Origin of the sequence: Pantoea eucrina, from assembly GCF_001691555.1 — a bacterium.
In the GTDB taxonomy this organism is placed as follows: domain Bacteria; phylum Pseudomonadota; class Gammaproteobacteria; order Enterobacterales; family Enterobacteriaceae; genus Pantoea; species Pantoea borealis.
The window spans coordinates 279,879-301,859 of sequence record NZ_MAYN01000008.1 but is presented as its reverse complement, the minus strand read 5'-3'; the positions used below and the strand labels follow the sequence as shown (position 1 = coordinate 301,859).

The 21,981-nt window shown below is 55.7% G+C and carries 26 protein-coding genes; 7 read left to right on the top strand and 19 right to left on the bottom strand.

Annotated elements, in window-relative coordinates:
• From tuf to fkpA, 9 genes are all read right to left on the bottom strand, one after another.
• Nucleotides 1-853: elongation factor Tu (gene tuf / locus BBA90_RS07550; protein ID WP_065650424.1), on the bottom strand; the 853-nt coding region annotated here is incomplete at its 3' end.
• A gap of 69 nt (nucleotides 854-922) precedes the next feature.
• The gene (gene fusA / locus BBA90_RS07545; RefSeq protein ID WP_065648598.1) at nucleotides 923-3,037 is read right to left on the bottom strand and encodes an elongation factor G; all 2,115 of its coding nucleotides are present in this window, start codon (nucleotides 3,035-3,037) and stop codon (nucleotides 923-925) included.
• A 93-nt stretch (nucleotides 3,038-3,130) separates the two neighbouring features.
• On the bottom strand, nucleotides 3,131-3,601 hold the full coding sequence (gene rpsG / locus BBA90_RS07540; RefSeq protein ID WP_007886246.1) for a 30S ribosomal protein S7: 471 nt from the start codon (nucleotides 3,599-3,601) through the stop codon (nucleotides 3,131-3,133).
• Between the two features lie 96 nt (nucleotides 3,602-3,697).
• On the bottom strand, nucleotides 3,698-4,072 hold the full coding sequence (gene rpsL, locus BBA90_RS07535; protein ID WP_010616440.1) for a 30S ribosomal protein S12: 375 nt from the start codon (nucleotides 4,070-4,072) through the stop codon (nucleotides 3,698-3,700).
• A gap of 124 nt (nucleotides 4,073-4,196) precedes the next feature.
• Nucleotides 4,197-4,484: a sulfurtransferase complex subunit TusB gene (gene tusB / locus BBA90_RS07530; RefSeq protein WP_065648597.1), complete on the bottom strand. Its 288-nt coding sequence runs from the start codon at nucleotides 4,482-4,484 to the stop codon at nucleotides 4,197-4,199.
• Between the two features lie 9 nt (nucleotides 4,485-4,493).
• Nucleotides 4,494-4,853 (bottom strand): sulfurtransferase complex subunit TusC, encoded by a 360-nt coding sequence (tusC, locus tag BBA90_RS07525; RefSeq protein ID WP_065648596.1) that lies wholly within the window; start codon nucleotides 4,851-4,853, stop codon nucleotides 4,494-4,496.
• Nucleotides 4,853-5,239 (bottom strand): sulfurtransferase complex subunit TusD, encoded by a 387-nt coding sequence (gene tusD, locus BBA90_RS07520; RefSeq protein ID WP_065648595.1) that lies wholly within the window; start codon nucleotides 5,237-5,239, stop codon nucleotides 4,853-4,855. The genes tusC and tusD overlap by 1 nt, the downstream gene beginning before the upstream one ends.
• A complete protein-coding gene (locus tag BBA90_RS07515) occupies nucleotides 5,239-5,961 on the bottom strand; it encodes a helix-turn-helix transcriptional regulator (protein ID WP_065648594.1) in 723 nt (240 codons plus the stop codon). Before BBA90_RS07515 ends, tusD begins: the two co-directional genes overlap by 1 nt.
• Before the next feature lie 196 nt (nucleotides 5,962-6,157).
• On the bottom strand, nucleotides 6,158-6,988 hold the full coding sequence (gene fkpA / locus BBA90_RS07510; protein ID WP_039380847.1) for an FKBP-type peptidyl-prolyl cis-trans isomerase: 831 nt from the start codon (nucleotides 6,986-6,988) through the stop codon (nucleotides 6,158-6,160).
• A 279-nt stretch (nucleotides 6,989-7,267) separates the two neighbouring features.
• Between fkpA and BBA90_RS07505 the strand changes: the two genes are divergently transcribed.
• Nucleotides 7,268-7,486 carry a protein SlyX gene (locus tag BBA90_RS07505; protein WP_039380849.1) on the top strand — a complete coding sequence of 73 codons (219 nt, stop codon included), beginning with the start codon at nucleotides 7,268-7,270 and terminating at the stop codon, nucleotides 7,484-7,486.
• A gap of 69 nt (nucleotides 7,487-7,555) precedes the next feature.
• Here BBA90_RS07505 and slyD read toward each other — a convergent pair whose 3' ends face one another.
• The 4 genes from slyD to kefG all read right to left on the bottom strand — a co-directional run bounded on the left by slyD (nucleotide 7,556) and on the right by kefG (nucleotide 10,935).
• Complete coding sequence (slyD, locus tag BBA90_RS07500) at nucleotides 7,556-8,104, bottom strand: peptidylprolyl isomerase (RefSeq protein WP_065648593.1); 549 nt, start codon at nucleotides 8,102-8,104, stop codon at nucleotides 7,556-7,558.
• 195 nt (nucleotides 8,105-8,299) lie between these two features.
• Nucleotides 8,300-8,494 carry a YheV family putative zinc ribbon protein gene (locus tag BBA90_RS07495; RefSeq protein WP_006120567.1) on the bottom strand — a complete coding sequence of 65 codons (195 nt, stop codon included), beginning with the start codon at nucleotides 8,492-8,494 and terminating at the stop codon, nucleotides 8,300-8,302.
• An 87-nt stretch (nucleotides 8,495-8,581) separates the two neighbouring features.
• Nucleotides 8,582-10,384 carry a glutathione-regulated potassium-efflux system protein KefB gene (gene kefB / locus BBA90_RS07490; protein WP_065648592.1) on the bottom strand — a complete coding sequence of 601 codons (1,803 nt, stop codon included), beginning with the start codon at nucleotides 10,382-10,384 and terminating at the stop codon, nucleotides 8,582-8,584.
• Entirely contained in the window at nucleotides 10,384-10,935 is a 552-nt protein-coding gene (kefG, locus tag BBA90_RS07485) for a glutathione-regulated potassium-efflux system ancillary protein KefG (protein ID WP_065648591.1), read from the bottom strand. Before kefG ends, kefB begins: the two co-directional genes overlap by 1 nt.
• 115 nt (nucleotides 10,936-11,050) lie before the next feature.
• Here kefG and BBA90_RS07480 point away from each other — a divergent pair, with 115 nt between their 5' ends.
• A complete protein-coding gene (locus BBA90_RS07480; RefSeq protein WP_065648590.1) occupies nucleotides 11,051-12,955 on the top strand; it encodes an ABC transporter ATP-binding protein in 1,905 nt (634 codons plus the stop codon).
• A gap of 93 nt (nucleotides 12,956-13,048) precedes the next feature.
• Here the strand turns inward: BBA90_RS07480 and tauD are convergent, their stop codons facing one another.
• From tauD to tauA, 4 genes are read right to left on the bottom strand one after another with little or no spacing between them, the layout of a single operon-like run.
• Nucleotides 13,049-13,888: a taurine dioxygenase gene (gene tauD, locus BBA90_RS07475; RefSeq protein ID WP_065648589.1), complete on the bottom strand. Its 840-nt coding sequence runs from the start codon at nucleotides 13,886-13,888 to the stop codon at nucleotides 13,049-13,051.
• Nucleotides 13,885-14,715 carry a taurine ABC transporter permease TauC gene (gene tauC / locus BBA90_RS07470; RefSeq protein WP_065648588.1) on the bottom strand — a complete coding sequence of 277 codons (831 nt, stop codon included), beginning with the start codon at nucleotides 14,713-14,715 and terminating at the stop codon, nucleotides 13,885-13,887. Before tauC ends, tauD begins: the two co-directional genes overlap by 4 nt.
• The gene (gene tauB, locus BBA90_RS07465) at nucleotides 14,712-15,479 is read right to left on the bottom strand and encodes a taurine ABC transporter ATP-binding subunit (protein ID WP_065648587.1); all 768 of its coding nucleotides are present in this window, start codon (nucleotides 15,477-15,479) and stop codon (nucleotides 14,712-14,714) included. The genes tauC and tauB overlap by 4 nt, the downstream gene beginning before the upstream one ends.
• 10 nt (nucleotides 15,480-15,489) lie before the next feature.
• Nucleotides 15,490-16,470, bottom strand: coding sequence for a taurine ABC transporter substrate-binding protein (gene tauA, locus BBA90_RS07460; protein WP_065648586.1), 981 nt, complete (start codon nucleotides 16,468-16,470; stop codon nucleotides 15,490-15,492).
• 233 nt (nucleotides 16,471-16,703) lie between these two features.
• Here tauA and BBA90_RS07455 point away from each other — a divergent pair, with 233 nt between their 5' ends.
• A complete protein-coding gene (locus BBA90_RS07455; RefSeq protein WP_065648585.1) occupies nucleotides 16,704-17,684 on the top strand; it encodes a LacI family DNA-binding transcriptional regulator in 981 nt (326 codons plus the stop codon).
• A gap of 1 nt (nucleotide 17,685) precedes the next feature.
• Here the strand turns inward: BBA90_RS07455 and BBA90_RS07450 are convergent, their stop codons facing one another.
• The gene (locus BBA90_RS07450) at nucleotides 17,686-18,288 is read right to left on the bottom strand and encodes a LysE family translocator (RefSeq protein WP_065648584.1); all 603 of its coding nucleotides are present in this window, start codon (nucleotides 18,286-18,288) and stop codon (nucleotides 17,686-17,688) included.
• A gap of 60 nt (nucleotides 18,289-18,348) precedes the next feature.
• Between BBA90_RS07450 and BBA90_RS07445 the strand changes: the two genes are divergently transcribed.
• The 3 genes from BBA90_RS07445 to BBA90_RS07435 all read left to right on the top strand — a co-directional run bounded on the left by BBA90_RS07445 (nucleotide 18,349) and on the right by BBA90_RS07435 (nucleotide 20,517).
• On the top strand, nucleotides 18,349-19,371 hold the full coding sequence (locus BBA90_RS07445; protein WP_065648583.1) for a hydrolase: 1,023 nt from the start codon (nucleotides 18,349-18,351) through the stop codon (nucleotides 19,369-19,371).
• A complete protein-coding gene (locus BBA90_RS07440) occupies nucleotides 19,368-19,586 on the top strand; it encodes a YheU family protein (protein WP_065648582.1) in 219 nt (72 codons plus the stop codon). Before BBA90_RS07445 ends, BBA90_RS07440 begins: the two co-directional genes overlap by 4 nt.
• Before the next feature lie 61 nt (nucleotides 19,587-19,647).
• The gene (locus BBA90_RS07435; protein ID WP_065648581.1) at nucleotides 19,648-20,517 is read left to right on the top strand and encodes a phosphoribulokinase; all 870 of its coding nucleotides are present in this window, start codon (nucleotides 19,648-19,650) and stop codon (nucleotides 20,515-20,517) included.
• A 96-nt stretch (nucleotides 20,518-20,613) separates the two neighbouring features.
• Here the strand turns inward: BBA90_RS07435 and BBA90_RS07430 are convergent, their stop codons facing one another.
• Nucleotides 20,614-21,018: an OsmC family protein gene (locus tag BBA90_RS07430; protein ID WP_039380892.1), complete on the bottom strand. Its 405-nt coding sequence runs from the start codon at nucleotides 21,016-21,018 to the stop codon at nucleotides 20,614-20,616.
• Between the two features lie 290 nt (nucleotides 21,019-21,308).
• On the opposite strand from BBA90_RS07430, the gene crp reads away from it, so the two are divergent.
• A complete protein-coding gene (gene crp, locus BBA90_RS07425; RefSeq protein WP_000242755.1) occupies nucleotides 21,309-21,941 on the top strand; it encodes a cAMP-activated global transcriptional regulator CRP in 633 nt (210 codons plus the stop codon).
• The last annotated feature ends 40 nt before the right edge of the window (nucleotides 21,942-21,981 follow it).

Below are 21,981 nucleotides of genomic sequence, written 5' to 3'. Positions count from 1 at the left end.
CGCGCTTGATACCGCGCAGCAGAACACCACAGTTCTCGCCCGCCTGACCCTGGTCCAGCAGCTTGCGGAACATCTCAACGCCGGTACAGGTTGATTTCGCAGTATCTTTGATGCCCACGATTTCAACTTCGTCACCGACTTTAACGATACCGCGCTCAACACGACCGGTAACAACGGTACCGCGGCCTGAGATTGAGAACACGTCTTCAATCGGCAGCAGGAACGGCAGGTCGATTGCACGAACCGGATCCGGGATGTAGCTGTCCAGGTAGCCCGCCAGCTCAACGATTTTGCCTTCCCACTCCGCGTCGCCTTCCAGCGCTTTCAGCGCTGAACCGCGTACGATTGGCGTGTCGTCGCCCGGGAAGTCGTACTGTGACAGCAGGTCACGTACTTCCATCTCTACCAGTTCCAGCAGCTCTTCATCATCGACCATGTCGCACTTGTTCAGGAACACGATGATGTAAGGAACGCCAACCTGACGACCCAGCAGGATGTGCTCACGGGTCTGTGGCATCGGGCCATCAGTCGCAGCAACAACCAGGATTGCGCCGTCCATCTGCGCAGCACCGGTGATCATGTTTTTCACGTAGTCGGCGTGTCCCGGGCAGTCAACGTGTGCATAGTGACGGCTTGCGGTTTCGTACTCTACGTGAGCGGTGTTGATGGTGATACCACGTGCTTTTTCTTCAGGGGTGCTGTCGATCTGGTCGAATGCACGCGCCTGGCCGCCGTTGGTTTTAGCCAGAACGGTGGTGATTGCTGCAGTCAGGGTGGTTTTACCGTGGTCAACGTGACCGATGGTGCCCACGTTTACGTGCAGTTTGTTACGCTGAAATTGCTCTTTCGCCATGGCGATAATCCTTACGTTATGCCTTCATCATTGATGAAGGCATCAGTTAACAATTTTTAAACCGTAGCCTTATTTGCCACGAGCTTCAATAACGGCCTGAGCGACGTTGTTCGGCGCATCATCGTACTTCAGGAACTCCATGGAGTAAGAAGCACGGCCTTTTGTCAGAGAACGCAGCTGAGTTGCATAACCGAACATTTCGGAAAGCGGAACTTCAGCGTGAATCTGAACGCCAGTAGCGTTAGATTCCTGACCTTTAAGCATACCACGACGGCGGCTCAGGTCACCGATAACGTCACCGGTGTTCTCTTCTGGCGTTTCTACTTCAACCTTCATGATTGGCTCAAGCAGAACCGGGGTTGCTTTCTTAAAGCCGTCTTTAAACGCAAGAGAAGCAGCCAGTTTAAACGCCAGCTCAGAGGAGTCAACGTCATGGTAAGAACCGAAGTGCAGACGCACGCCCAGATCAACTACCGGGTAACCCGCCAGTGGACCAGACTTCAGCTGCTCCTGGATACCTTTATCAACGGCAGGGATGTATTCACCAGGAATCACACCACCTTTGATGTCGTTAACAAACTCGTAGCCTTTCGGGTTTGAGCCCGGCTCCAGTGGGTACATGTCGATAACAACATGACCATACTGACCACGACCACCAGACTGCTTGGCGTGTTTACCTTCAATACCGGTAACTTTAGAGCGGATCGCTTCGCGATACGCAACCTGAGGTTTACCGATGTTTGCTTCAACGTTGAATTCACGCTTCATGCGGTCAACGATGATGTCGAGGTGCAGCTCACCCATACCAGCGATGATGGTCTGGTTAGATTCTTCATCAGTCCATACGCGGAATGATGGATCCTCTTTCGCCAGACGACCCAGAGCCAGACCCATTTTTTCCTGGTCAGCTTTGGTTTTCGGCTCAACGGCGATAGAAATTACCGGCTCCGGGAATTCCATACGCTCGAGGATGATGACGTTATCCGGATCACACAGGGTGTCACCGGTAGTCACATCTTTCAGGCCGATCGCAGCGGCGATATCGCCCGCGCGAACTTCTTTGATCTCTTCACGCTTGTTAGCGTGCATCTGAACGATACGGCCCAGACGCTCACGGTTTGACTTAACCGGGTTAAACACAGTATCACCCGTGTTAACAATACCCGAGTACACGCGGAAGAAGGTCAGGTTACCAACAAACGGGTCGGTTGCGATTTTGAACGCCAGCGCAGCAAACGGCTCGTTGTCGTCAGAATGACGCTCAGCCGGCGTGTCTTTACCGTCGTCCAGCATACCGTTGATCGCGGTAACGTCAGTCGGTGCTGGCAGGTATTCAACTACCGCATCCAGCATCGCCTGAACACCTTTGTTCTTAAATGCAGAACCACAGGTTACCAGGATGATTTCGTTGTTCAGAACGCGCTTACGCAGAGACGTTTTGATCTCTTCTTCAGTCAGCTCTTCACCGCCGAAGAATTTCTCCATCAGCTCATCAGAACCTTCAGCTGCAGATTCAACCAGCTTCGCACGCCATTCGTCAGCCAGATCCTGCATATCAGCCGGGATATCTTCGTAGACGAAAGTAACGCCCTGGTCTTCATCGTTCCAGTTGATGGCTTTCATTTTCACCAGGTCGATAACACCGGTGAATTTCTCTTCAGCGCCGATTGCCAGCTGAAGTGGAACCGGGTTTGCACCCAGACGCACTTTCATCTGATCAACAACTTTCAGGAAGTTAGCACCCATGCGGTCCATTTTGTTAACGAACGCGATGCGTGGAACTTTATATTTGTTAGCCTGACGCCATACGGTTTCAGACTGTGGCTGAACACCACCAACTGCACAGTAAACCATTACTGCGCCATCAAGCACACGCATAGAACGTTCTACTTCGATGGTGAAGTCAACGTGTCCTGGGGTGTCAATGATGTTGACGTGGTGTGGCTCAAACTGCTTAGCCATACCAGACCAGTAGCAGGTGGTCGCAGCGGAAGTGATGGTGATACCACGTTCCTGTTCCTGCTCCATCCAGTCCATGGTTGCGGCGCCGTCATGAACTTCACCGATTTTGTGGTTTACACCGGTGTAGAACAGAACACGTTCGGTAGTGGTAGTTTTACCGGCGTCGATGTGAGCACTGATACCGATATTACGATAGCGCTCAATGGGTGTTTTACGAGCCATTTGATTCCTCTGATTCTGAGACGTTCATAGTTAAAAAAGCCCAGCAGGTAAGCCACTGGGACGCCCGCTGGGTTAATAACAACTACGCGGCTGTTACCAGCGGTAGTGTGCGAACGCCTTGTTGGCTTCAGCCATACGGTGAACGTCTTCACGTTTCTTAACTGCAGTACCTTTGTTCTCTGCAGCGTCAGAAAGTTCGTTCGCCAGGCGAAGAGCCATTGATTTATCACCGCGTTTACGAGCAGCTTCTACGATCCAACGCATTGCCAGAGCATTACGACGAACCGGACGGACTTCAACTGGAACCTGGTAGGTTGAACCACCAACGCGACGTGACTTCACTTCGACAGTCGGACGTACGTTTTCGAGTGCAACTTCAAAAGCTTCCAGACCATCTTTACCAGCACGCTGAGCCAGGGTATCAAGTGCGGTATAGACGATAGATTCTGCAGTAGATTTTTTACCATCTACCATCAGGATATTTACAAATTTAGCCAGCAGCTCTGATCCGAACTTAGGATCCGGCAGAATTTTACGCTGACCAATGACGCGACGACGTGGCATGGAAATACTCCGTTGTTAATTCAGGATTGTCCAAAACTCTACGAGTTTATTTTGACATTAAAGTTAAAACGTTTGGCCTTACTTAACGGAGAACCATTAAGCCTTTGGCTTCTTCACGCCATACTTGGAGCGAGCCTGCTTACGGTCTTTAACACCTGAGCAGTCCAGCGCGCCACGAACGGTGTGGTAACGCACACCTGGCAGGTCTTTAACACGACCGCCACGGATCAGGATCACGGAGTGCTCCTGCAGGTTATGACCTTCACCACCAATATAGGAGGTAACTTCAAAACCGTTGGTCAAACGCACACGGCATACTTTACGCAGTGCGGAGTTTGGTTTTTTCGGGGTAGTGGTGTAAACACGAGTACAAACACCACGTTTTTGCGGGCAAGCTTCCAGCGCCGGCACGTTGCTTTTAGCAACCTGACGAACGCGTGGTTTGCGAACCAGCTGGTTAACTGTTGCCATTAAATAGCTCCTGGATTTAGCTTTTGCTTCGTAAACACGTAATAAATCGCCTCGTATTTCTACGAGGAGGCAGAATTTTAGGGCTGTGCCTATAGGGTGTCAAGAAATAACCAGGTTTTCGCGTTTACCAGGCCACTTGCTGTTGATGCTTTGCCGTCAGCGCAACGAATCCAGTATAGTCCACACGAACAATACTGGTTGAAATTTGAGCAGACAATCCACGCGCGATGACATCCTCTTCCAGTACCCACAGCGTCGCGGGCGATGCAAGGAGCCGGCTGAGCATCGTACTGCCCTGTAACGCTCCGGTGACGCCATCCTGTAACAGCAGCAGATCATCCTCCGGCCGCAGCAGAAGCAGCAGCGTTTCGATATCACACTGCCAGGGGGAGTTCATCAGCGTATAAAGCATGGCGATTTCTCAAAAACAGATAATGCGATCGAAAGAGGCCAGCGTCTGGCGCAGAGTGTCACTCTCCAGCACTTCAGCAGACAATACGCGTTCTGCGCTCAGGCTCACTCCGCGTGCCAGTAGCGAATGCCGGCAGATATAGCACTGCTCAATATCATAAAGTGCCAGCACACCAAAGGTAGCGATATAGTCGCGCGCCAGTATAGTCTCTGGCTGCTGCTGTTCAGCGAGCTGCAGCACACCGTCGCCGATAAAAAAGAGGCCGATATCTTCGCTCAGCGCGCCGGTAGCGAGAACGGCATCCAGCCCTTCTCTGCCGGCGCTGCTGCCGTGCGGAGCACGGGTAAACAGAAACGCAATGCGGTTCATCAGAATTGCACCAGTCTGTCGCAGCTGAGCGCCGCTTCAGCCAGAGCGCCCAGACCACTGAGTTCAAAACCCGGCTGCAGATTACTGCCCGCCAGCTGCAGACGCGTCGCTTCCTGCCGATCGGTAATGCCCCGCCGCAGTGCGGCAGCCACGCAGACGTTAAGCGCAACGCCGCAGGCATCGTGCAGATGCTGCCAGGCGCGCACAACGTCAGTTTCATCACTGGCAGGTGCGCTCAGTTCGCTGGCATTCAGCACGCCTTCACGATAAAAAAATACGCTCTCCAGCACGTGGCCTGCAGCAATCAGCGCACGGGCAAACAGCAGTGCACTGGTTGCATTCTGGGTGCCGTAAGCCGGTCCGGTCACCAGCAGGGTGTAACGCATCAGCGATCCTGCCCCTGAAAATCGCCATTCTTAAACTGACGTATGTAGAGGTAGACCGTATGCCTGGAGATATTCAGACGAGCGGCAACCTGGTTAATGGCATCTTTGATGTCAAAAATACCTTTCTCATACAGATTAAGTACGATCTGCCGGTTCTTGGCGTTGTTAGACACGTTGCGATCCGCGCTGACCTCTTCAATCGTGAATTCCAGCGTCTGCATCACCAGATCTTCAACCGAACTGGCAAAGTTTACGCTTGAATCAACCTGCTGCATCTCTGGCGGCATAAAGGTTGACATGATTTGCGAGAACGGTACATCCAGATTCATATTGATGCAGAGCAGACCAATGACGCGCTGCTGGCGATTACGAATAGCGATGGTGACCGACTTCATCAGAACACCGCTTTTGGCACGCGTAAAATAGGCGCGGGAGACATTGCTGTCAGCGCCATGCATATCATGCAGCATGCGCAGTGCCAGATCGGTAATCGGCGATCCCACTTTGCGCCCCGTATGTTCGCCGTTAGCGATACGCACGGCTGAACATTTCAGATCTTCCAGCGAGTGCAGCACGATTTCGCAGTGCGAGCCAATCAGCATCGCCAGGCCATCAACCACTGCTTCGTAAGATTTGAGAATATCGTAATCAGCTTGCTCAAAAGGGCGCTGCTCCAGTAAATCGAAGTCAGTCAGTTCACCGGGATTAAATGGATTAGACATCGAAGACATTACCCTACGTGGCTGGAGCCTGTCGCGACAGCATTGGGGCAGACTCATCTTATGATCATTATGCAGGCGTTAGTCTGGCAAATGTCGCCCGCTTTAGCCAGAGCTTTGCACATATGCAGCAGGAATTGAACGTACAGGGGAAATGCAGAGGGAACCGCCGCCCGGAGGCGACGGCAGAACACAATAATTACTGTGCTTTCTTCTCAGCAGCGGCCGGAGCCTGTGCTTTTTCATCTGCTTTTGGCGCTGCTTTAATATCCAGCAGTTCAACATCAAACACCAGCGTAGAGTTGGCCGGAATGCCCGGTACGCCGTTTTTGCCATAGGCGAGGTTCGGTGGGATCACCAGTTTGATCTTGCCACCTTTTTTCACGTGCTTCAGGCCTTCGGTCCAGCCCGGAATGACGCCATCCAGACGGAAAGAGAGCGGTTCGCCACGGGTGTAAGAGTTATCAAACTCGGTACCGTCAATCAGTGTGCCTTTGTAGTTGACCACAACAGTGTCGCTGTCTTTAGGCGCGGCGCCGCTACCCTCTTTCTCAACCTGATAGAGCAGGCCTGATTCAGTCTTCTTCACGCCCTTCTCTTTTGCGAATTTTTCAGCAAAAGCGTTGCCTTTATCAGCGTTCTCTTTTGCATCTTTTTCCAGCTTCGCCTGAGCGGCGCCCTTCACGCGGCCTTCAAAGGCCTGCAGGGTCTGCTCGATCTCCTGATCAGAGAGTTTGCTTTTACCGCCAAATGCGTCCTGAACACCAGCAATCAGCTGATCTTTGTCCAGTTTGATGCCCAGTTTCTCCTGTTCCTTCAGAGAGTTGTCCATGTAGCGACCCAGCGAGGCACCCAGTGCATAGGCAGATTGCTGATCTTCATTTTTGAAAGCAGCATTTTTTGGTGCCTGTGGCGCAGCCTGCGCCGCGTCAGCCGGAGCGGCAGCGGTTTCTGCTGCCATCGCCAGCGGTGCATTAAGTGCGACAGCCATAGTGGTAGCTAACAATGTGACTTTAAACAGTGATTTCATCCTTTCTCCAAAACCGAAGCTTCAAACCTCGGGAATCATTGCGGACAGTGGTCCACACTATAACTTTACGCGGCAGTAACGAACACTCCCGCAGTGTAATTACCCGGTTAACCTCCGACCTTTTTTGCTTCAGGAAGTTTCATCTGAGATGTAGGCGCTGCGGGTAAATTCAATGGCAGGAGATAAATGCCGGGTAAATATCAGGTGATTCTGACCACAAACGCCGTAGAATCACGCCGGTTCATATCAATGCGCAGTACGATGACAGGAGGAGTGATGATGCAACAGACAGACTGGGATCGGCGCCTTGAAGCGCTGGAGAGCAAGCTGGCTTTTCAGGAAGACACCATTGAGCAGCTTAATCAGACGGTAGTCGAACATGAACTGGAGATGAGCAGACTGCGGGAACACGTCCGCTTGCTGGTCGACAAAGTTAAAGCGGCAGCGCCCTCAATGGTCGCTTCGCCGTCGGAAGAGACGCCCCCGCCGCATTATTAATGCCTGCCGGCAGCGAAAAGTAAAAAACAGAAAGGCCACCCGCAGGTGGCCTTTTTGTACCGGCAACGCTTAGTGATTGCAGCCGCAACCGCCACCGTGGCCATGATCGTGGTCGTGGTCGTGACCATGCTCGTGGTCATGATGATGACCATCAGCGCCATGCACGTGACCGTGCGCCAGCTCTTCTTCCGTGGCTTCGCGGATAGCAACCACTTCCACGTTGAAGTTCAGGTTCTGACCAGCAAGCATGTGGTTACCATCAACCACAACGTGCTCATCTTCTACTTCAGTGATTTCAACCGGCACCGGGCCCTGGTCGGTTTCTGCCAGGAAGCGCATGCCAACCTGCAGTTCGTCCACACCCATGAAGACATCTTTAGGTACGCGCTGTACCAGATTGTCATCATACTGACCATAGGCGTCGTTTGCCGGAATATGCACGTCAAACTTGTCGCCGACCGCGTGATTTTCCAGCGCTTTTTCCAGACCAGAAATCAGGGAACCATGACCGTGCAGATAGTCTAACGGTGCACTTACCGGCGACTCGTCAACTAACACACCATCTTCGGTACGAACCTGATACGCCAGGCTCACCACCAGGTCTTTTGCTACTTTCATGATATCTCCTAACCGTTGAGAACTAAGGATCCCGTCTCATTGGTCTATTTTTGCGTGCAATAACCAACCAGAAAGGTTTAAGGCTGAACAGATTTTCCCTGCAAAAAATGCAGACCATTCAGCGTTAGTGGCGCCGATTGTAACGGAATTCAACACCACTGTAAGTCTAAGCGTAAAAAAAGCTGTGCCGGCACGCTACTCAGGATGAAAAATGCCAATCACCTGCTCATTACTGCGAACCTGATCGCGCGCCTGCTTATCTGCCTCACGCATCTGATGTCCGCATTTTACGCATTCAACCACATCGACATTGTTTTCGCGCCACATGGCCAGGGTATCTTTTTCCTGACAGTGCGGACAGACCGCACCGGCGATAAAACGTTTACGCATCTTTTTTCCTGCCCGCTCGTTGTTCACGGATACCTTAAGTGTATACCCTGCACACCGCAAATTGCAGCGATGGCTCTGAATGGCACCTTATTCATCGTCCCAGCCGTTTATCTGTCGCTTCTCATGCTGCATCTCACGCTGGAAGATATCCTCCAGTTCGCGTCGTGCCTCACGCACGCGGGAGACCTGCACGCTGTCATCGTGGCCGGGCATCAGCTCGCGCAGCATTCGCATATCAAGCCGGCGAAAATGCTGCTGCGCACGCTGCGCCTGATGAGGATGCATACCAAGAGAAATCAGCGCCTTGCGGCCAAGCTCCAGCGCACTGGAGAAGGTTTCACGGGAGAAGAGTGTGACGCCCGCCTGCAGTAATTCGTGCGCCTCCACACGCCCGCGCGCCCGCGCCAGGATCTCCAGCTGCGGAAAATGGTGCTGGCAAAGGTGCACAATGGTCATGGCATCTTCCGGATCGCTGCAGGTGATCACAATTGACTGCGCATTCTCTGCGCCAGCGGCGCGTAACAGCTCCAGCTCGGTGGCGTCACCGTAGTAAACTTTATAGCCATATTTGCGCATCAGGCTGACTGCAGAAATATCCCGCTCCAGCACCGTGATGCGTTTGTTGTTGGCCATCAGCAAACGGCCTACGACCTGCCCGAAGCGGCCAAACCCGACCACGATGACCTGTGGCTGATCGTCCTCTACAAAAGGCTTCTCATCACTGTCCTCTTTATCGTTAAAGCGGCGGGCCAGAATCTTATCCACACCCTGCATCAGCAGCGGGGTGGTCATCATTGAGAGGGTCACCGTGACCAGCAGCAGCGGCAGCTGATCGCCGCTGAACAGATGGGCTGATGACGCCGCAGAGAACAGGACAAACGCGAATTCGCCGCCCTGACTGAGCACGCCCGCAAACTGCAGACGCTCTGAGCTACGCAGGCCGTAAATGCGCGCCAGCACGTAAAGCACCAGCGCTTTTACCGCCACCAGTACCAGCACGCCGATCAGAATCGCCACGATATGCGTGTAGAGCACGCCAAGGTTCAGCGCCATGCCAACAGAAATAAAGAACAGGCCCAGCAGCAGCCCCTTGAACGGTTCAATAGCGACTTCAAGTTCATGCCGGTACTCGCTCTCCGCCAGCAGAATACCGGCAATAAAGGTCCCCAGCGCCATCGACAGGCCAAGCGCATCCATAAACAGCGCCGATCCCAGCACCAGCAGCAGTGAGGCGGCGGTAAAGACTTCCCTGACGCCGGAAGCCGCAATAAAGCGCAAAATGGGCCGCAGTAAATATCGCCCGCCAACCAGCATGCCGGCAAAGGCCAGCACTTTCATCGCGACTTTAAGCCAGTCAACATGGCCACTGTCGCCGCCAGCCAGTAACGGCACCAGCGCCAGCGCCGGTATCACCGCCAGATCCTGAAACAGCAGTACCGAAAAGCCCAGCTGTCCCGATTCGCTGCGGTTCATCCCCTTATCACGCATCAGCTGCAGCGCCATAGCCGTAGAGGACATGGCCACACCAATGCCGCCTATCACGGCCGCCTGCCAGCTGAAATCGCTCAGCCACAGCAGTACGCCGAGGATCGCTGCAGAAAATATTACCTGCGCCGCCCCGACGCCGAAAATGGAGCGCCGCAGTGACCAGAGTTTGGCAGGATTGAGCTCCAGGCCAATAATAAACATCAGGAACACGACGCCCAGCTCAGAGAAGTGCAGGATCTCATCCACATCGCTGATAAAACCCAGCCCCCACGGACCAATCGCAATACCTGCGAGCAGATAGCCCAGCACCGCACCAATCCCCAGTCGGGCGGCAACAGGCACCACCAGTACCGCCGCCACCAGATAGATGACGCCAGCGGTCAGTAACGTTTCGCCTTGCATTACACTCCTCCCTGCGGCAGTGGTGATGTGAGCCAGTCGCCATAGGCGCGGGCAAAATGACGCAGCGTTTCTGGCGTCTGCCGCCGCGCCCAGTGGATCACCATCGGTGTCATCCAGTGCATACGGCACATCTGCGCTGTGAGCTCAAATGGCCGCATAATATCGCTCATGGGATAGCGGTTCAGGCCGTCGTGATGATAGGCCGCTTCAGGCTCACCGGTCGTCACGACGCTCCGCCAGTATTTACCTTCCAGTGCGTTCCCATCCACGCCGCTGGCAAAACCGCGCGACAGCACGCGATCCAGCCACTCTTTCAGCAGAGCAGGACAGCTGTAGGTATAGAGTGGATGCTGAAACACCACGATCTCGTGATCGCGCAGCAGCTGCTGTTCATAGTGAATATCTATAAAAAAATCCGGATAGTGGGCATATAAATCGTGCACGGTGACGTGTTCAAGTTCCCTGGCCGACTGCAGCAAAACCCGATTGGCGATCGAATCCTGTGACTCCGGATGGGCATAAAGCAGCAAAACTTTTGGTGGCTGCGACATCCTTCCCCTCCAAAGCGTCGTCACCGCAGCGGAATTCCGCTACCATGCTCAACGCAACTAAACATTATTGAATTATGTTGCCGATAAATTACCATATTCTGACGATACGGCGCCTATGATTGTCTTTTCCGCACTACAGATACGACGTGGCACTACTGTGCTGCTGGACAACGCAACCGCAACCATTAATCCCGGCCAGAAAGTGGGCCTGGTGGGTAAAAACGGCTGCGGCAAATCTACCCTGCTGTCACTGCTTAAAGGTGAAATCAGCAGCGACGCCGGCAGCGTCACCTTCCCCGGCAGCTGGGCGCTGACGTGGGTCAACCAGGAGACACCTGCGCTGAGTAAAGCCGCGCTGGAGTATGTTATCGACGGCGACCGTGAATATCGTCAGCTGGAATCTGAATTAGCGGATGCCAACGTGCGCGATGATGGCAACGCGATTGCGCTGCTGCACGGCAAGCTGGATGCGATTCAGGCGTGGAGTATACACGCACGCGCCGCCAGTCTGCTGCACGGCCTGGGCTTTAGCCAGGAGCAGCTGACGCGGCCGGTCAGCGACTTCTCCGGCGGCTGGCGCATGCGTCTCAATCTGGCACAGGCGCTGGTGTGTCGCTCTGACTTGCTGCTGCTGGATGAGCCAACTAACCACCTCGATCTCGACGCCGTAATCTGGCTGGAGCGCTGGCTGAAAAGCTATGAGGGCACGCTGATCCTGATTTCGCATGACCGCGATTTTCTCGATCCGGTGGTGGACAAAATTATTCACATTGAGCAGCAGACGCTTATCGAATATACCGGTAACTACAGCTCCTTTGAGCGGCAGCGCGTCGCCAAGCTGGCACAGCAGCAGGCGCTCTATCAAAGCCAGCAGGAAAAAGTGTCGCACCTGCAGAAGTATATCGATCGCTTCCGCGCTCAGGCGACCAAAGCCAAACAGGCACAGAGCCGCATCAAGATGCTGGAGCGCATGGAGCTGATTGCGCCCGCACACGTGGATAACCCGTTCAGCTTCAGCTTCCGCGCGCCGGAAAGCCTGCCCAATCCGCTGCTGAAAATGGAGAAGGTCACGGCGGGCTACGGCGAGCGCATTATTCTTGATGCGATCAAACTCAATCTGGTGCCGGGCTCGCGTATCGGCCTGCTGGGGCGTAACGGTGCGGGTAAATCAACGCTGATCAAGCTGCTGGCGGGAGAACTCGATCCGCTGGAGGGCAAGGTGGGTCTGGCGAAAGGCATTAAGCTCGGTTACTTCGCCCAGCATCAGCTTGAGTATCTGCGGGCTGAAGAGTCACCGCTGCAGCATCTGGCGCGTATCGCGCCAGCCGTGCTGGAGCAGCAGCTGCGCGATTACCTGGGCGGCTTTGGCTTTCAGGGTGATAAAGTCAGTGAAGCCACCGCCCGCTTCTCCGGCGGCGAAAAAGCACGCCTGGTGCTGGCGCTGATCGTCTGGCAGCGTCCCAACCTGCTGCTGCTGGATGAGCCCACTAACCATCTCGATCTCGACATGCGTCAGGCGCTTACCGAAGCCCTGATCGATTTTGAAGGCGCGCTGGTGGTGGTGTCGCATGACCGGCATTTGCTGCGTTCCACTACTGACGATCTCTATCTGGTCCACGATCGCAAAGTCGACGTATTTGAAGGCGATCTGGATGACTATCAGCAGTGGCTGAGCGACCTGCAGAAGCAGCAGGCGCAGCAGGATGCCGCACCCAGGCAGGATAATGCCAATAGCGCCCAGTCCCGCAAAGATCAGAAGCGCCGTGATGCTGAGCTGCGCGCGCAGACGCAACCGCTGCGCAAAGAGATCGAGAAGCTGGAGAAGCAGATGACAAAGTGGCAGAGTCAGCTGAGCGAGGCAGAAGCCCTGCTGGCCGACAGCGCGATTTACGACCAAAGCCGTAAAGCCGATTTAACTGCCGCCCTGCAGCGCCAGGCGGAAAGCAAATCAGCGCTGGAAGAAGTTGAAATGGCGTGGCTGGATGCGCAGGAGCAGCTGGAGCAGATGCTGGCGAATTAACGGTCAGCCTGCATGCCGCCCCTACAGAGTAGCCTCTGCTACAGGGGCGGCATGTATGCCGACCTGGCCGCCTCCGCAACCAACACTACCCAATCAAACCGGCACATCCCCCAGCACCGTCGCGCGATGCATTACCCGGCGCGCCGGATAATAATCTGCGTTGGCGTAATGCTGCGTCACGCGGTTATCCCAGATAGCAATGTCGTTCTCCTGCCAGCGCCAGCGCACCTGAAACTCTGGTTTAGTGGCGTGCGCAAACAGATAATTCAGCAGCGCGTCGCTCTCTTTTTCACTGACGCCCGTCAGACGTGTGGTGAACCCCTCGTTCACAAACAGCGCTTTACGCCCGCTGACCGGATGGGTGCGGATCGCCGGATGGCAGACCGGCGGATGTTTAGCCACCGCCTGCTGCCAGCGCTGATGCTCCTCCGGCGTGCGGCGATATTTATACTCCTGAAACGACTTCTTAAAGTCGTGCTCCGCCTGCAGCCCGCTCAGCAGCTGTTTAACCGGCTCAGAAAGCGTTTCATAAGCGGCTATCCCGCTGCTCCAGAGCGTATCGCCCCCGCTTTCCGGCAACAGTTTCGCGGCCAGCAGGGCAATGGCCGGCGGCGTTTCAATAAAGGTGACATCGGTATGCCAGTTGTCATTATCCGGCGGGTTATCCTGATGGGTATCCAGCTCGATGATCTCTTCCACGCCTGCCGCATGCGGGTAGACCGGATGAATATGCAGATCGCCAAAACGCATCGCCAGCGCCCGCTGCTGCTGTGGCGTAATCACCTGGTTACGTAAAAACAGCACCTGATAACGCAGCAGGCCGTGATAGAGCTGTTCAAACTGCGCATCGCTCAGCGGGCGGCTGAGATCGACATCGCTGACCTGCGCGCCGATCCAGGGACCCAGCGCGGTAAAAGTAAGACGTTCGTTCATTGCTGCTCTCCATACCAGGGCGTCAGGCGGCGTTGCAGCGCGCGCAGACCCAGTTCTAAACTAAATGCGATAACGGCAATGACGCCGATACCCGCCAGCACCACATCCGTGGCCAGAAACTCTCCTGCCGACTGCACCATAAACCCCAGGCCCCGCGTGGCGGCGATGAGCTCTGCAGCGACCAGCGTGGACCAGCCGACGCCCAGCCCGATACGCAGACCGGTCAGGATTTCCGGCAGCGCGCCGGGCAGGATCACAAAGCGCAGCACCTGCCAGCGGGATGCGCCCAGCGCCTGCGCCGCGCGCACGCGTACCTGACGGCACTGCTTCACGCCGGCCAGCGTCGCCAGCGTCACCGGTGCAAAAATCGCCAGGTAGATAAGCAGAATTTTTGAGGTTTCACCAATACCAAACCAGATCACCATCAGCGGCAGGTAGGCCAGCGGCGGCACCGGCCGGTAAAGCTCAATCAGCGGATCGAGCAGCCCGCGCAGCGCCGGGCTCAGTCCCATAGCAATGCCGGTCGGAATACCAATCAGTGCGGCAAAGAACAGCGCCACCAGCATGCGCGTCAGGCTTGCGCCCAGATGCTGCCACAGCGTGGCGTCCATAAAGCCCTGCGCACTGGCAATCAGCAGCAGTTTCTGCAGCACCTGCTGCGGCGCGGGCAGAAACAGTGGCGCAATCAGCCCCAGCGCCGTCACGCCCCACCACATCACCAGCAGCAGCCCTGCGCTCAGCAGGCTAAGCGACAGCTGGCGCGACAGTGGCCAGCGCAGACCACGGGCGCGCGCTGCACCACGTTTCTCATCGATCACCGCACTCATACAAACGCCTCCCGCCGGGCAAACACCTGATTAAGCACATATTCACGGCGCTCGATAAACGCCGGATCGGATTTGATGCTGCGGCACGGTTCACCGCCAGCGAAGCGCTGGCCAAAGTCGAGCTTCAGCCGTTCCACAATGCGTCCAGGTCCGGGCGACAGCAGCACCAGTTCGCTGGCCAGAAACACTGCTTCTTCAATGTCATGGGTAATCAGCAGGATCTGCTTGCCGGTATCGCGCCACAGCGTCAGCAACAGGGTTTGCATCTGCTCGCGGGTAAACGCATCCAGCGCGCCAAAGGGCTCATCCAGCAGCAGCAGCTGCGGATCGGCCGCCAGCGCACGCGCAATTCCCACGCGCTGACGTTGCCCCCCGGAGAGCTGCCAGATAAAACGTTTTTCTGCCCCTTCCAGACCGACGTTGCGGATCAGCCGGCGGGCAACGGCATGACGTTCCGCTTTTGCCATACCGGCCAGCTGCAGACCCAATGCCACGTTATCGATCACATTGCGCCACGGCAGCAGCCCTTCATTCTGAAACACCACGCCGCGCCCGGCGCCTGGCCCGGTCACCGCCTTGCCATCCAGCGTAATGCTGCCGGACTCCAGCGGCAGAAAGCCGGCAATTAAGTTCAGCAGCGTGGTTTTGCCACAGCCGGACGGCCCCAGCACCACCAGCAATTCACGGCTGTCCAGCTGCAGATGGATATCCTGCAGTACGGGCTGACCGGCGTAACGTGCGTTGAGATGCGTGACGCTAAGCATACGGCCTCCGTTATTTCGCTAAAGGCGCAACAAAGCGGCTGGTAACAAAGCGGCTGTAGTCGCTGGCCGCTTCAGGTACCCGCCCCTGCTCTTTCAGGAAATGCACGGTATCGACAATGGCTTGATTCACCGGTTTACCGAGTTGCTCAACCTGCTGTTGCGCCGTCAGGTAGGTATTACCTTTAACCAGGCCCGGCACATCGCCTTCCGGTACGCCGCTCAGACGCGACAGCTTGCTGAGGTTATCCGGCTGCTTCAGCCACTGTTCAGGCTGAGCGAGATAGGCCTGCTGCGCGTTAATGGCGCTGCGGGCAAACGCGGTCACCACCTCCGGATGCTGCTGCGCAAAATCTTTACGCACTACCCAGACATCCAGCGTTGGTGAGCCCCATTGCCCCACCTGCGAGGAATCGGTCAGCACATGCCCCTCTTTTTCCAGTTCATTCACGGCGGGCGCCCAGACGTACGCGCCGTCAATATCGCCACGCTGCCAGGCGGCAACGATTGCAGGCGGCTGCAGGTTCACTAACTGCACCTCTGAAGGCTTAATGCCCCAGTGTTTCAGCGCTGCCAGCAGGCTGTAATGGGTCGTGGAGATGAAAGGCACGGCAATACGTTTGCCTTTCAGCTGTGCCGGATCGCTGATCTCTTTTTTGACCACCAGCGCCTCGGAGTTACCCAGCTGTGAGGCAAGCAGAAACGCTTCAATCGGCAGCTGCTGTGTGGCAGCGATCGCCAGCGGGCTTGAGCCGATATTGCCAATCTGCACATCGCCCGACGCCAGCGCACGCAGCACGCTGGCCCCGCTGTCGAACTTGCGCCAGTCCACGGTTGCCCCGCTCTCCCGGGCAAAGGTGTTATCCGCCTGGGCGACTTTGGCAGGCTCTGCAGAGGTCTGATACGCCACGGTGACATTGAGCGCCTGCGCCTGAAACGCTATCAGTCCCAGCGCCGCCGCCAGCGAAATTACTGTTTTTTGCATTGCCATCATCCTGTTCCCCGAAGTGAAGTTATGACGGCAGTGTCGCCAGCGGCGAAAGTTTCATAAAGGAATTAAAAATTATCCCTCATGCCAATCAGTTCTTAGATCAACATCAGGCAAGGCTATGCAAAAAAAGCAAATAGGCCGGACAGAAACGGTGACAAATTTGTCAGGCGCTCACATCCTGACTGTGTTATTGATCTCTTCCTGATTTCCTCACCTGACTGGCGGTTGTTATTTCTATGTCCATCGAAAAAGTCGCACGCCTGGCAGGCGTATCAAAAGCTACCGTTTCCCGGGTTCTGAACCAGCACCCCGGCGTGCGTCCCGATACGCGCAGCAAAGTGCTGGCGGCGATCAGCGCATGCGACTATCAGCCTAATTTGCTGGCGCGCCAGCTGCGCACGGCGCAAAGCAACATGCTGCTGGTGCTGATTTCAGATATTACCAATCCCTTCTGCTCACGCGTGGTACAGGGGATTGAAGCGGAGGCAGAGGCGCAGGGTTATCATATTTTGCTCTGCAACAGCGCCTCTCAGCTGCGACGTGAAACCGCTTATCTGGCGCTGCTGGCCGGCAAGGTCGTTGATGGTGTGATCACCATGGATGCCGCCGCCTGTTTGCAGGGATTAAAAGATCTGATTGGCGATGCGCCGTGGGTGCAGTGCGCTGAATATGATCCCTCTATTAATGCATCCAGCGTGACCATTGATAACCGGCAGGCGGCCTTTGAGACGGTGCATTACCTGGCAGGAAAAGGCCGAAAACAGATTGCGCTGGTCAACTGCGACATGCGCTATCTCTATTCACATCAGCGTGAAAGCGGCTACCGCGAGGCGCTGACAGCGCTGAATATGACGTGGAATCGCGTAGCGTATGCGGAAGATATCTCCTGCGAAGCGGGCAGCGCCGCGCTGCATACGCTGCTGGCACAGCCCTCTCCGCCCGACGCCATTTTTACTGTGTCAGATGTGCTGGCCGTGGGTGTTATTCACGCGGCGCTGGAAGCAGGGCTGCGCGTACCGGAGGATCTGGCCGTGGTGGGTTTTGACGGTATTCCGTTTACCAGTAGCCTGAATCCGCCGCTGACCACCATCGCGCAACCGATGAATCAGATGGGTGCCCGCAGCGTGCAGCTACTGCTGAACCGCATTCGCCAGCCGCATACCGCTATCGTGCACGAAGTGCTCCCCTGGCAGCGTCTGGAGCGCGCATCCAGCTAACCTAGCGCCAGATCAGCAGCACACAGGCAGCGGTCAGGGCGCCCATCGCCAGGTTAAACAGCTTCCAGGCGCGCGGGCTGTGCAGCAGGCGGCCAATCAGTGAACCAAATCCCATCCAGATAAGGCCGGATAGCAGATTCACCAGCGCCATCCCCATGCTGATCGCCACTACGGAATGCTGATAGGCTGCCCCCGCCAGGCTGAAACTTGCTATCGCTCCCAGCGCCATCAGCCAGGCTTTAGGGTTAATTAACTGCAGCAGTCCACCCTGCCAGAAGGGCATCTGCTTTACCGAGCGGTCTTCGGTTTCCAGCGTCTCATAAGTGGCCGTCGCAATTTTCCACGCCAGCCAGAGCAGATAGAGACTGCCGGCAATCTTCAGCACCAGATGCAGCGACGGGTAGAGCAGAATCAGGCCGCCGATACCAAATGCCACCATCAGCAACATCACCTGCATACCCAGCATGATACCAATAAGCAGCGGCAGCGTGCGCAGAAAGCCAAAATTAGCACCTGAGGCCGTAAGTAACATATTATTGGGCCCCGGCGTGATGGCCGCGACCCAGAGAAAACCTAACATCGACAAAAAAAGACTGAGTTCCATGAGTATCCGGATGCTCCTCATCCTTAAAAGCAGACAACCCATCGAAGCTATCAGCGAGTTATGCATCAGACAAGCACTATCCCTGGTTATTTAGATTGCGTCACCGGCAATCCTTTTGTTCCGCTGCGCGGCTTCGGCAATGCGCATTTGCAGACCCTGCTGCCGCGCCTGCTGCGGCGGCGCGTCACGCTCAGACCCCACTGGCAGCGGCTGGAGCTGCCGGATGGCGACTTTGTCGATCTCGCCTGGAGCGAGGATCCGGCCCGGGCGCAACACAAACCGCGCATGGTGATGTTCCACGGGCTTGAAGGCCACTTTCGCAGCCCTTACGCACACGGTCTGATGCAGGCGTGTAAAGCGCGCGGCTGGCTTGGCGTGGTCATGCACTTCCGCGGCTGCAGCGGCGAACCTAACCGGCTGCAGCGCATTTATCACTCCGGTGAAACCGAAGACGCGACCTATTTCCTGCACTGGCTGCGGCGGGAATGGGGCAGCGTGCCGACGGCGGCGGTGGGCGTATCGCTGGGCGGTAACATGCTCGCCTGCTTACTCGGCCTGCAGGGCAACGAGGCACCGCTGGATGCAGCCGTGGCGATATCCGCGCCGCTGGCGCTGGCGCCCTGCAGTGAAAAACTGGATATCGGCTTTTCCCGCTTCTATCAGCATTATTTGCTGACGCAGCTGAAAAAGAATGCAATGCGCAAACTGCGCGCCTGGCCCGGCACGCTGCCGGTTGATGTGCTGCAGCTGCGCGCGTTTCGTCGTCTGCGCGAATTTGACGATGCGATCACCGCCCGCGCGCACGGTTTTCTCGACGCCAGCGATTACTATCAGCGCGCCAGCGCCCTGCCGCTGTTGACCGGCGTGCGCAAGCCGATGCTGATCATTCACGCCAAAGACGATCCCTTTATGACAGACGCGGTGATCCCGCAGCCGCAGCAATTGTCTGCCACAATTGAGTATCAGCTGACGCAGCAGGGTGGACACGTTGGCTTTGTCGGCGGCAGCCTGCTTAAACCCCATATGTGGCTGGAGCAGCGCGTGCCGGAGTGGCTCTCAACTTATCTGGATGGACAATTGTGATTATTCCGTGGCAGGAACTGGAAGTAACAACGCTGGAAAACCTGATTGAAAGTTTTGTCCTGCGCGAAGGCACTGACTACGGTGAGCAGGAGCGTAGCCTGGCGCAGAAAGTCGCTGACGTGCGCCGCCAGCTGCAGCAGGGCGAGGTGGTGCTGGTCTGGTCTGAGCTGCATGAAACGGTCAATATTATGCCGCGGCGCGAGTTTCGTGGCTGATGCGCTGCCGGATAATTCATGGTAACAATGCTCATCGCCCGATCTCACAGGGAGCACCCGTATGTCAGCCAGACACCCCGTTATCGCCGTTACCGGTTCCAGCGGCGCCGGTACCACGACAACCAGCCTTGCCTTCCGTAAAATTTTTCAGCAGCTGGGGCTGCATGCGGCCGAAGTAGAAGGCGACAGTTTTCATCGCTATACCCGGCCGGAAATGGATATGGCGATCCGTAAAGCGCGCGATCTGGGCCGTCACATCAGCTATTTTGGTCCGGACGCCAATGATTTTGGCCTGCTGGAGCAGACGTTCCGGCGTTATGGTGAAAACGGCATCGGAGAGTCGCGTAAATATCTGCACACCTATGACGAAGCGGTGCCGTGGAATCAGGTACCGGGCACGTTTACCCCCTGGCAGCCGCTGCCGGAAAACACCGACGTGCTGTTTTATGAGGGCCTGCACGGCGGGGTGGTCACGCAGCAGCATAACGTGGCAGAGCATGTTGACCTGCTGGTTGGCGTGGTGCCCATCGTTAACCTTGAGTGGATCCAGAAACTGGTGCGCGATACCAGCGAACGGGGCCACTCGCGCGAAGCGGTAATGGATTCCGTGGTACGGTCGATGGAAGATTACATCAATTACATTACGCCGCAGTTTTCCCGCACACACCTTAACTTTCAGCGCGTACCGACCGTTGATACCTCCAATCCGTTCGCCGCCCGCGAGATCCCCTCACTGGATGAGAGTTTTGTGGTGATCCATTTTCGCGGCCTGGAAGGCATCGCTTTCCCCTATCTGCTGGCGATGATTCAGGGATCGTTTATTTCGCATATGAATACGCTGGTGGTACCGGGCGGCAAGATGGGGCTGGCGATGGAGCTGATTATGATGCCGCTGGTGCAGCGGCTCATCGAAGGCAAGCGGATTGAATAGGGTCAGTGCCTGCCAGTCGGCGTGACATCGGTCGCCATGAATGGCGACCCTGCATAGCCTGTTTCACGGGTACAGAGGGACGTGCAGCGGCGCCTGTTACAGCTCAACCACCTCGTGGCTATGGGTGATCTCCACGCCTTTGCCGAGCATGATCGCCACCGAGCAATATTTTTCTGCCGACAGGTCAACCGCTCGCGCTACCGCTTTCTCGCTCAGCGCTTTTCCACTGACGATAAAATGCAGGTTAATCTGTGTAAAAATACGTGGCGCTTCTTCACGCCGTTCTGAGGTGAGTTTGACCTCACAGTCAGCCACATCATTGCGCCCTTTTTGCAGGATCGACACCACATCAATCGCGCTGCAGCCACCGGCCGCCATCAGTACCATCTCCATCGGGCTTGGCGCTTTATCGCCTGAATTCCCGTCCATTAATAACTGATGTCCCGATGAGGATTCTCCGAGAAAGGTCAGCCCTTCCACCCATTTTACACGTGCCTGCATTATTCTTTCTCCTGAAGCGGCGTTTTGCGCCAGAGTACGCGTTCATCCGGCAAACAGCAATCGCCCGCCTGCTGAAGCGAGACAACACAAGACAGCCTGCAAAAGCTGTGCTACAAACAGAGCTGAAAATTTCTTCGTCGTGGCTGATGAAGACGGGCAGAATCAAAAGCAGAGCTTACACATCCGCCCGGATAATTTTTATTAACAGGACGCGCTGGACGATTTCATCGCCTGACAGGGAATGAATGCCCCTGTATTTTGGGCACGATTACAATAGAGGATAATAGCGAATGGTTCTCGGCAAACCGCAAACAGACCCTACACTCGAATGGTTCCTGTCCCATTGCCATATTCACAAATATCCATCCAAAAGCACGCTGATTCATCAGGGTGAAAAAGCAGAAACGCTCTACTACATCGTTAAAGGTTCCGTTGCGGTACTGATTAAAGATGAAGAAGGCAAAGAGATGATCCTCTCCTATCTCAATCAGGGAGATTTCATCGGCGAACTCGGCCTGTTTGAAGAGGGCCAGGAGCGCAGTGCCTGGGTGCGTGCGAAAACAGCCTGCGAAGTTGCTGAAATTTCCTACAAAAAATTTCGTCAGCTGATTCAGGTTAACCCGGATATTTTGATGCGCCTGTCGGCGCAGATGGCACGTCGCCTGCAGGTGACATCAGAAAAAGTGGGTAACCTGGCCTTCCTGGACGTTACCGGCCGCATTGCACAGACGCTGCTTAATCTGGCTAAACAGCCGGATGCCATGACGCATCCTGACGGTATGCAAATTAAAATCACCCGTCAGGAGATTGGTCAGATCGTGGGTTGCTCACGGGAAACCGTTGGCCGTATCCTGAAAATGCTGGAAGATCAGAATCTGATCTCCGCACACGGTAAAACCATCGTCGTCTACGGCACCCGCTAAGCTGTTTCACCCCCACGGCGTGATGGCACCATCACGCCGT